Here is an 8,320-nt window from a genome sequence, read left to right on the forward strand (position 1 = left end):
TCAGACGAAAGACTTGACAAGTCAATCGTCTCGATTCATCGTGGCTGCAAGAGGCGCATCTGCACCTCCGGAATGACAGCCCGTCATTCCACCCTGTTCACCCTCTGATCAGGGCATTCGGGCCCCGAGTTTTACACCACGCAAAGGGACGCGGCCGCGGATCCTAGGATTTCGCCAGTACATCCCTGGCTTGGCTCAAGTGACCTATTGCATTGGTTATTGGCTTGAGAAGGGGCTGGTCCTTGCCTCTGACTCCCGTACAAATGCAGGCGTAGACTACATCTCAACCTATAGCAAGATGCATGTGTTTCAGCCGGCGTCAGATCGGCTATTTGTTCTTTTGGCGGCTGGAAATCTAGCAACGACCCAGGCTGTGCTGAATTGGATTCGGAGGGATCTGGATCGGGCTAGTGATGATGGCCAGGAAGGCGGGAAAAATCTGAGGACGTGCGAGTATCTTTTCGAGGCGGCCGCCTATATAGGTCGTGTAAGTTTGGCTGTGCAACGGCAGGATGGTCCGGCTTTGAAGGAGATTGGTGCCGATGTTGGCGCCTCCTTCATCCTGGGTGGGCAGATTGGCGGTGAGTCTCACGGTCTTTCTATGATCTATCCCCAGGGAAACGCGGTGATGGCGACCCGCGAGACGCCCTACCTGCAGATCGGTGAAACCAAATATGGCAAGCCACCGCTTGACAATGTTGGTCACACCAATCTTTCGCTTGAGGATGCTGCACGCCTCTGCCTGATTTCGGAGGTGCTCACCCAGCGCTCCAATCTCACCGTGGGCCCCCCTTTTGAGCTGGCCATCGTGCCGCGCAACTCGCTGGCGATTGCGCACCAGATCAAGTTTGAGGCCGATGCCCCCGAGCTTTCCGCCATGTTCGAGACTTGGAGCAGCGCCCAGCGGGAGGCGCTCTATCGGTTGCCCCATTTCGCCTGGGAGCAATCAGCGCCGGCTTGATCCGGCCGAGGTATCCCCTCACCCCGCACCCCTCGCGCCTTCACCCCCCTCCCACCCCGCCTGCCCACCATGAGGTCCGTATCCGAATGGGTGTCCACCGGCCACTTACCCACCGCAGAGGTGGTGGAGGATCTGGTGGCGGAGGCCCATCGGCGATTCTCTCCCGTGCTGGATGGCCGGGTCGCCGATTACATTCCCGCCCTGGCAGCGGCGACTCCCGAACATTTCGGCCTCTGCGTATCCAGCAGTGGAGGCGCGTTGTTCGAAGCGGGCGAGGCTCGGCTGGCCTTCAGTATTCAGAGCATCTCGAAGCCATTCCTGTTTGCTTTGATCTGCCAGGCGATTGGTGAGGCTGCTGCCCGCGAGAAGCTTGGGGTGAACAGTACCGGCCTGCCATTCAATTCTGTCCTGGCTGTGGAGCGCAGTGGTGAAGGTCTCTCCAATCCGATGGTGAATGCTGGGGCGATCGCTGCCACTAGTCTGGCTCCTGGCGCCACCATGGAGGACAAGTGGGCCTTCATTCAGGACGGCTTCTCCCGTTTTGCAGGTCGACGCCTCGAGATCGATCAGGTCGTCTGCGAATCGGAGCTGGCCTCGAATCGGCGCAATGCCGGCATCGCCACCCTGCTCAGTGATCACGACCGCATCTGGTGGGATCCCGAAGAAGCCACTGACCTCTACACCCGCCAGTGTTCCCTCAGCGTGACGGCCTCAGACCTGGCGGTGATGGCGGCGACCCTGGCCAACGGTGGTCGCCAGCCCGTCACGGGCGAGCAGGTGATCGATGCGGTCCACTGCCAGCATGTGCTGGCGGTGATGGTCACCGCCGGGCTCTACGAAACCTCTGGCGACTGGCTCTATGCCACCGGGCTCCCCGGCAAGAGCGGGGTGGCGGGCGGCATGATCACCGTGGCACCCGGAAAAGGTGGGCTGGCCACGTATTCAGCGCCTCTGGATGAGGCGGGTAACAGCGTGCGCGGTCAACTCACCGCCAGGTTCCTCTCGGAAGCACTGGGACTAAACCTCTTTGCTTCCAGGCCGGAAGGATAAGGGGGCGCTGTAGTGGATTTGTCCATGCCCAACGCGGAGTGGGCTGTCATGCTGCGTTCTGGAAGTGCCCTTCTGACAATGATTTCGATTCGTCTGATCCAGCCGCTTCTGTTGGCTGCCCTGGCGACTGCTGGATTAGGCGTCGCCAGCGCCAAGGCCAGCTGCAGCTTTCTGATGCCACTGGGTGGCAGTGGTGATCCCGTCGTCTCCAAGCGGATCGGCCCGGATCGCCTGCTGGGCAACACCAACTGGAACACCGACTTCATCGTGGATCGGCCGTTTCGTACTTACCAGTTCTTCTTCACATCGGCGTCCTCGGAGCGGGCCACCTTCCCGATTTCCGCGTTCATGCGCTTCACCGATGGCACCAGCCTGCAGGTGGTGAACGAAACACCGACCTTCGAACCAGGGGCGGGCCGCAAGTTCGGTCCATTCAAGGCCGTTCCTGGTAAGCGGACCAATCTGATGAACTTCCGGGTCGGCTCCAGCAGCAGGCCAGCGGCGATTGGTTTCAGCTATCGCATCTCCGTTCAGGGGTGCGAATGATGCTCCCTCAGGTCTGATCGTTCCCTTGTCCTGCATATGACCCTCCATGCAGTTTGAGAGCTTCGCCACGTTCAATATCGCCATCGTGGTGTTGGCGCTTGGTCGATGGCTGAATCGAAAGATTTCCTTTCTTCGTGAGTTCAATATTCCCGAGCCGGTCACCAGTGGTTTGCTGGTCTGCATCTTGCTGGCGCTGATCCATTCCATTAACGGGATGGAGATCAGCTTCAATCTGATGACACGTGATTTTCTGCTGCTCTACTTCTTTGCGGCGATTGGCCTCAATGCCGATATCAAGACCCTGCTTGCCGGTGGTTGGCCTCTGTTGATCCTGATCGCCTCCACGGTGGTTTTCATGGTTCTTCAGAATCTCACCGGGGTCGGCATGGCAGTGCTGCTGGGATTGGATCCACTCGTGGGGTTGCTGGGCGGGTCCGTGTCCCTGCTCGGTGGCCATGGCACGGCCATCGCCTGGGCGCCGCGCTTCGCCGAAGCCCATGGCATCAGCAATGCCCTGGAAATCGCCATTGCCTGCGCCACCTTCGGCCTGGTGCTGGCCTCCCTGATGGGAGGACCGATCGCCCGCATTCTGATTCTGGGTCAACAGCTGAAGCCTGCTCAGGCCATGGATCCAGAGACCAGTCGCAGATCCGGGAGTGAGCAGGAGGAGGTGACCTATTTCACGCTGCTGCGAACCCTCTTCTGGCTCAATGTCAGCCTGGGTCTTGGTGAGCTGCTGCACGAAGCCCTCAAGGCCGCCGGCAGCAACCTGCCCCTGTTCGTCTGCACCCTGTTCGCGGCGATCTTCCTCACCAACACCGTGCCGCGGCTGCTACCGATCCGTTGTCTGGCGCCGCCCCGTTCCCTGGCCATTGTCTCGGATATTTCCCTGGGCATCTTTCTGACGATGTCGCTGATGAGCCTGCAGCTCTGGACGATCGCCTCCCTGGCTGGCCCGATCCTGGCCATTCTGGCCGCGCAGTTTGTGCTCACCTTCCTGTTCGCCTTGTTCGTGGTGTTCAAGGTGATGGGGGGTGACTACGAAGCCGCTGTGATCTGCGCCGGCTTCGGCGGGAGCTCCCTGGGTGCGACCCCCACAGCAATGGCCAACATGTCGGCGGTGGCTCAGCGGTACGGACCGGCCCACAGGGCCTTCATTGTGGTGCCGCTGGTGTCTGGCTTCTTCGTGGACATCAGCAACGCCGTGGTGATTCAGCGCTTTCTGAATTGGTTCGGTTGATCACACACGCAGTCAGAAGCGCAGCGTCGTTCGGATCACTCCGGCCCAGACGCCAAGGCTGGGGTTGCCGGATGGAGTTGGGGACAGAAGCGCCTCGGAGAGATCCAACGTCGTGGTCATGGCGCCGCGAGGGCGGCTCAGCCAGAAGACCGCTGGCGTCAGGGTGAGACGGTCACTGACCTCGATCCTGTAGGAGAGCTCGTAGGCGAGGCCGCCGTCGTTGATGGAGCTCAGCCCGGGGGCCTGGATGGCCGTCACATGGGCTGGGGACCCCACGGCGAATCCCAGGCTGTTGCCCTGGCCCAGCACATCGCTCCAGACCAGACCGGCATACCAGGACCTTGTACGGATGCTGGATCCATCGGCTACGGGAGTGCGACCGAAACGGAAGCTGTCGTGGCCCCAGCCCACACTGATCGAAGGCAGCCAGCCGGAGGAGCGGGGTTGCCAGTAGCCCGCCACGGACCAGGAGCCGAGGCTTCCCTGGCTGGACTCTTCGGCCAGCTGGCTGGCCAGAGGTGTCCCCCTCAGCCTCACCTGGGCGCCGCTGAGGGTGTAGGCCCCGGTGATGTTCCATTGGGGTCGGGTCAGGGCCAGTTGGATGGTGCTGGTCTGGCCGGAGTTCGCCGAGAACAGGCCGCCGCCCTGGGCAGAGCTGCCGGCTCGGCCGGCGACGTACGCAAAGCCGAGGCTGAGACCCTGCAGCGAGCCCTTGGGCTGCCACCAGGCACCGAAGCCTCCGCCGAGCCGCTTGCTGTAGGCACCCGGTGCTCCGGCGTACTGGAACAGGTCGAGAATGGGGGACTGGTTGTAAACGCTCGGCCACACGGGCAGCATGTCGAGTTGCATGATCCGCGCACCGAAGCTGAAGCGGATCTCGGGAGTGAGGGGGATCTGCAGGTAGGCCCTGTTGATGCTGATCTGTTGCACCGCGCAGTTTCCTTCTTCCGCGGTGCAGCCAGGCTCCTGGAAGGCGAAATCCAGCCGCGACAGTGGTGTGGGAGCGTTGGAGACAAAGCCGGATCGGGCGAAGTTGCCAGCGCGGAAGCGGATCCGCAGCAGATCCTGGCCGGTGACGCTGGTGTCGATCGTCAGCCTCGTCTCGTGGTTGAAGCTGAGACCATTGAGCAGGGGAGCTCCCGCTGCCGTGTTGCTGGAGGTCTCGATTGCGCTGCCGGTGTAGTGCAGTGCCCCCAAGGCGCCATTGATCTGCAGTTGCACCGTTGTGGTGGGCGCGAAATGGAGGGCTTCCAGTTTCTCGACCTCCTTCATCGTCTCGATGTCTTCGGTGGCTGGCTGGGGCGCCTCAATCGGGATGTCCTGGGCGAGCAGGGGGGCTGTTGCACTCACCATCCAGGCCACCGCGCAGCACCGAAACCAGGGCTGGATGGACCTCATGCTGTTGGCAACCCCGTCTGCATGCCATGTCGGTTCGTTCTCCAGCCTTTGACAGGGTTGTGACCGGCATCGTGTCGATCACCGCACAGGTCGACATCGGGTACGGGTTTCACTCTCCAGCGCGCTGATGTGCCCCATCCTGCGGATCAGAGGGGGCAGGGGAAACCGCCCTTCACCTGACCACACAGCCTGGAAAAGGTTGAAAACGTCATTCTGGCTTTACGGTGTTGTCATGAAGAGGAGCCCCTGACAGTCATTGATCAGGGCATCGTCGAAGCGCAACATAGTTCTTGCTACTTCCATGGGCCTGGACGCCATGGTTGTTTTCCAGCACGCGTTCCTTCTTCAGGACACTTACAGACTTCACTCGCAGGACTCATCGTCATGTCGGCTTCAACAAAAACCGCAGCACAGGTCCACGTCAAAAACTATGCCGAATCAGAAGGCGGGATGTGGGATTCTCAGGAGCCCCAGCTCCTCGATCCGCGGGTCATTGAACCACGCATGTATCTCGCCAGCGCAGCCAGTCACAGTGGCTGGGGTTTCCACAGCCGTGCCGAACTCCTGAATGGTCGCCTTGCCATGCTTGGTTTCGTGATCGGCCTGGCCATTGAGGCCCTCTCCGGCCAGGGAATCCTGCAGCAGCTTGGCTTGGGTGCCTTGCTGCAGCACGGATGATCAGCTGCGGCCCCATCGGCCCGCCAGACTGCAGAACCAGGCCGGCGCCATGCTGGCCTCCAGCAGTGGTCCGTCTTCATGGCCCCCTCGGGTTCGACCCTTGAACGCCTGCGCAGCCATCTGCACCAGACCCGGCTGCTGGGCTCGATCAGCAGTGCCCTCTACTACGACCAGAACACGGTGATGCCAGCGGCTGGGGCCGCCTGGCGAGGGGAACAGCTGGCCCTGCTGGCCGGCCAGCTGCACGAGCGCCAGAGCAGCGATGAGCTGGCCGATCTGGTGGCGGCGGCTGAGGCCGAGCTCGATCCTGAAGCTCCGCCGCAGCGGCGTCGCAATCTGCAGTTGCTGCGGCTGGAGCAGGAGCGTCAGCGCTGCCTCGACCCAGAACTAGTGGCCGCCCTGGCCATGGCCCAGTCACGCGGCAATGCGGTCTGGCAGGACGCCCGGGCGCGCAACGACTTCGGCGCCTTCGCGCCGGCCCTGACCACGTTGATCCGGCTGCGGCGTGAGCAGGCCAGCCAGCTGGCCGACGCCGAACCGGTGCTCCGCAGCCCCTGGGAGATCCTGGCCCAGCCCTTTGAGCCGGATATCAGCGTGGCGAGGCTGGAGGCATTGTTTGCCCCCCTGAAGGCCGAGCTTCCGGCTTTGCTGGACCAGGTCACCTCTGCTGCAAACACAGCGGCTTCCACCACAGCAGCTGCCAGTGCAGCAGTGCCCACTGCCGACCTGCCCGAGGGCCTGCAGGAGAGTCTCTGCGCGGCGCTGCTCGACGACTGGGGCTATGACCCCAGCCGCTGCCAGCGCTCCCGTTCCGCCCACCCCTTTTCCTGCACGGTTGGCCCCCAGGACTTCCGCATCACCACCCGGGTGGTGCCTGGCCAGCCGCTTTCAGCCTTTCTGGCCACTGCCCACGAGTGGGGCCACTCCCTCTATGAGCAGGGCCTGCCTCAGTCCGACGACCATTTCTTTCCCTGGCCCCTGGGAGAAGCCACCTCCATGGGTGTGCATGAATCCCAGTCATTGTTCTGGGAGTGCCGGGTGGCCCGCAGCCGCGCCTTTGCCAACCGCTGGCATCCTCGCTTCCGCGACGGTCTGGGGGCTGATCCCTGGGGAGGCGCCGCCGGCTTCTGGCGCTCCCTCAACCCACTGCGGCCGGGCCTGATCCGGGTCGAGGCCGATGAACTCAGCTACGCCCTGCACATCGTGATGCGCTTTGAGCTGGAACTGGCCTTGCTGGAGCAGGGGATGCCGGTCGAGGACCTGCCGGAGCAGTGGAACCGCCGCATGCGCGACCTGCTCGGAATCCAGCCACCCAACGACGCCCAGGGGTGCCTTCAGGACATTCACTGGGCCGAAGCTCAGTGTATGGGGACATACTGTTCGTGGGACGTACAGAGAGGGCTCGGTGCGGGCGCTGTCAGCGGATATCGCGGATCTGCTCACCCCAGAGGCCATGCGCCGTCTGTTGGGGGGCAGCCTGCTCCGCGTCGGATACCTGCGGGTCTCGACCTCGTCCGGGGAGCAGCTCTCTGCCCTCGACGCGCAAGGGGTGCGAGTCAAGGCAGAAGACTGCGACATGGTGCTCACCGACGTCGAGACCGGTCGCAATCCCCTCAGGGCTCAGTACCAGTCGCTTCGGCAGCTGATTGATGCGGGCGTGGTGGCGGAGGTCGTCGCCACCCAGTTCTCACGCCTCGGTCGGGACTCCCGGGAGTCCGACGACTTCGTCAAGCTTTGCGATGCCAAGGGCGTGACCTGCCGCACCCTTGACGACGGCATCCTCACCATGGCGACGCCGGAGGACCTCCTGCTCACCCGCCTCAAAGGCAGCCTCAGCGAAGGAGAATCCATGCGGCTCTCTCGGCGGGTACGCAGCGGATTGGAGGCAGGCCGGGCCATGGGCAAGCCAATGCGCAAGCCCTGCTGGGGCTACCGCCTGACGAGTGACCGCAAGCGGTTGGAACCCGATCCCGTGGAGTTCCCCCGCGCCCAGCGGTTTCTGGCACTGCTGCGCTCTCTCAACTGGCGCATGTCAACGGCCGTCAGGGAGTTTGAGGAACCCACTCCACTGAGCAGCTGCAGAGCTGTACGCAGCTGGCTGCTCAATCCCACCATCCGCGGTGGGATCGCTTACCACCAGAAACCCAACCACCGCTTTGAGAAGGTCCTCTGGGATCGCCATGAGCCCTTGCTCTCCCATGGTGAATTTGCGGAGTTTGAGCGCATCGCCGAGTTGAACCGGACGATGTGGGGGCACAACGTCCAGGTCAAACCCCGCCTCCTCACAGGTCTGTGTGTCTGCGAGGAATGCGGCACCCGCGCCTGCGTCCCCTGCAGTGGTGTAAATCCCCCGGCATTCCCACCCCGGCGTAGCCGGGGTGGGCCGCGCACCTCAGTCGATCGGCTCCACAGCTGACGTTGCAAGGGGTGGGCAGGCCCGTTTCCCT

General features: G+C 62.8%; 7 protein-coding genes and 1 pseudogene. 7 read left to right on the plus strand and 1 reads right to left on the minus strand.

The window, feature by feature from the left end; translation table 11 throughout:
- Nucleotides 1–199 precede the first annotated feature (199 nt).
- From VB777_RS13535 to gltS, 4 genes are all read left to right on the plus strand, one after another.
- Entirely contained in the window at nt 200–961 is a 762-nt protein-coding gene (locus tag VB777_RS13535) for a 20S proteasome subunit A/B (protein ID WP_323249558.1), read from the plus strand.
- A 69-nt stretch (nt 962–1,030) separates the two neighbouring features.
- Nucleotides 1,031–2,011 (plus strand): glutaminase A, encoded by a 981-nt coding sequence (glsA, locus tag VB777_RS13540; RefSeq protein WP_322758457.1) that lies wholly within the window; start codon nt 1,031–1,033, stop codon nt 2,009–2,011.
- Between the two features lie 48 nt (nt 2,012–2,059).
- Nucleotides 2,060–2,557, plus strand: coding sequence for a hypothetical protein (locus VB777_RS13545; protein ID WP_323249561.1), 498 nt, complete (start codon nt 2,060–2,062; stop codon nt 2,555–2,557).
- A 46-nt stretch (nt 2,558–2,603) separates the two neighbouring features.
- The gene (gltS, locus tag VB777_RS13550) at nt 2,604–3,797 is read left to right on the plus strand and encodes a sodium/glutamate symporter (protein WP_322758459.1); all 1,194 of its coding nucleotides are present in this window, start codon (nt 2,604–2,606) and stop codon (nt 3,795–3,797) included.
- A 12-nt stretch (nt 3,798–3,809) separates the two neighbouring features.
- Here the strand turns inward: gltS and VB777_RS13555 are convergent, their stop codons facing one another.
- Nucleotides 3,810–5,147 (minus strand): carbohydrate porin, encoded by a 1,338-nt coding sequence (locus VB777_RS13555; protein WP_323249564.1) that lies wholly within the window; start codon nt 5,145–5,147, stop codon nt 3,810–3,812.
- Nucleotides 5,148–5,645: 498 nt separating this feature from the next.
- On the opposite strand from VB777_RS13555, the gene VB777_RS13560 reads away from it, so the two are divergent.
- From VB777_RS13560 to VB777_RS13570, 3 genes and pseudogenes are all read left to right on the plus strand, one after another.
- Complete coding sequence (locus tag VB777_RS13560; RefSeq protein WP_231597995.1) at nt 5,646–5,873, plus strand: high light inducible protein; 228 nt, start codon at nt 5,646–5,648, stop codon at nt 5,871–5,873.
- A gap of 78 nt (nt 5,874–5,951) precedes the next feature.
- The gene (locus tag VB777_RS13565) at nt 5,952–7,523 is read left to right on the plus strand and encodes a carboxypeptidase M32 (RefSeq protein WP_323249566.1); all 1,572 of its coding nucleotides are present in this window, start codon (nt 5,952–5,954) and stop codon (nt 7,521–7,523) included.
- Nucleotides 7,420–8,289 (plus strand): annotated as a pseudogene (locus VB777_RS13570) (recombinase family protein); the annotation flags it as partial. The gene VB777_RS13565 and the pseudogene VB777_RS13570, both read left to right, overlap by 104 nt.
- Nucleotides 8,290–8,320 lie beyond the last annotated feature (31 nt).

Origin of the sequence: Synechococcus sp. CCY9202, from assembly GCF_034931685.1 — a bacterium.
Lineage (GTDB): Bacteria > Cyanobacteriota > Cyanobacteriia > PCC-6307 > Cyanobiaceae > CBW1002.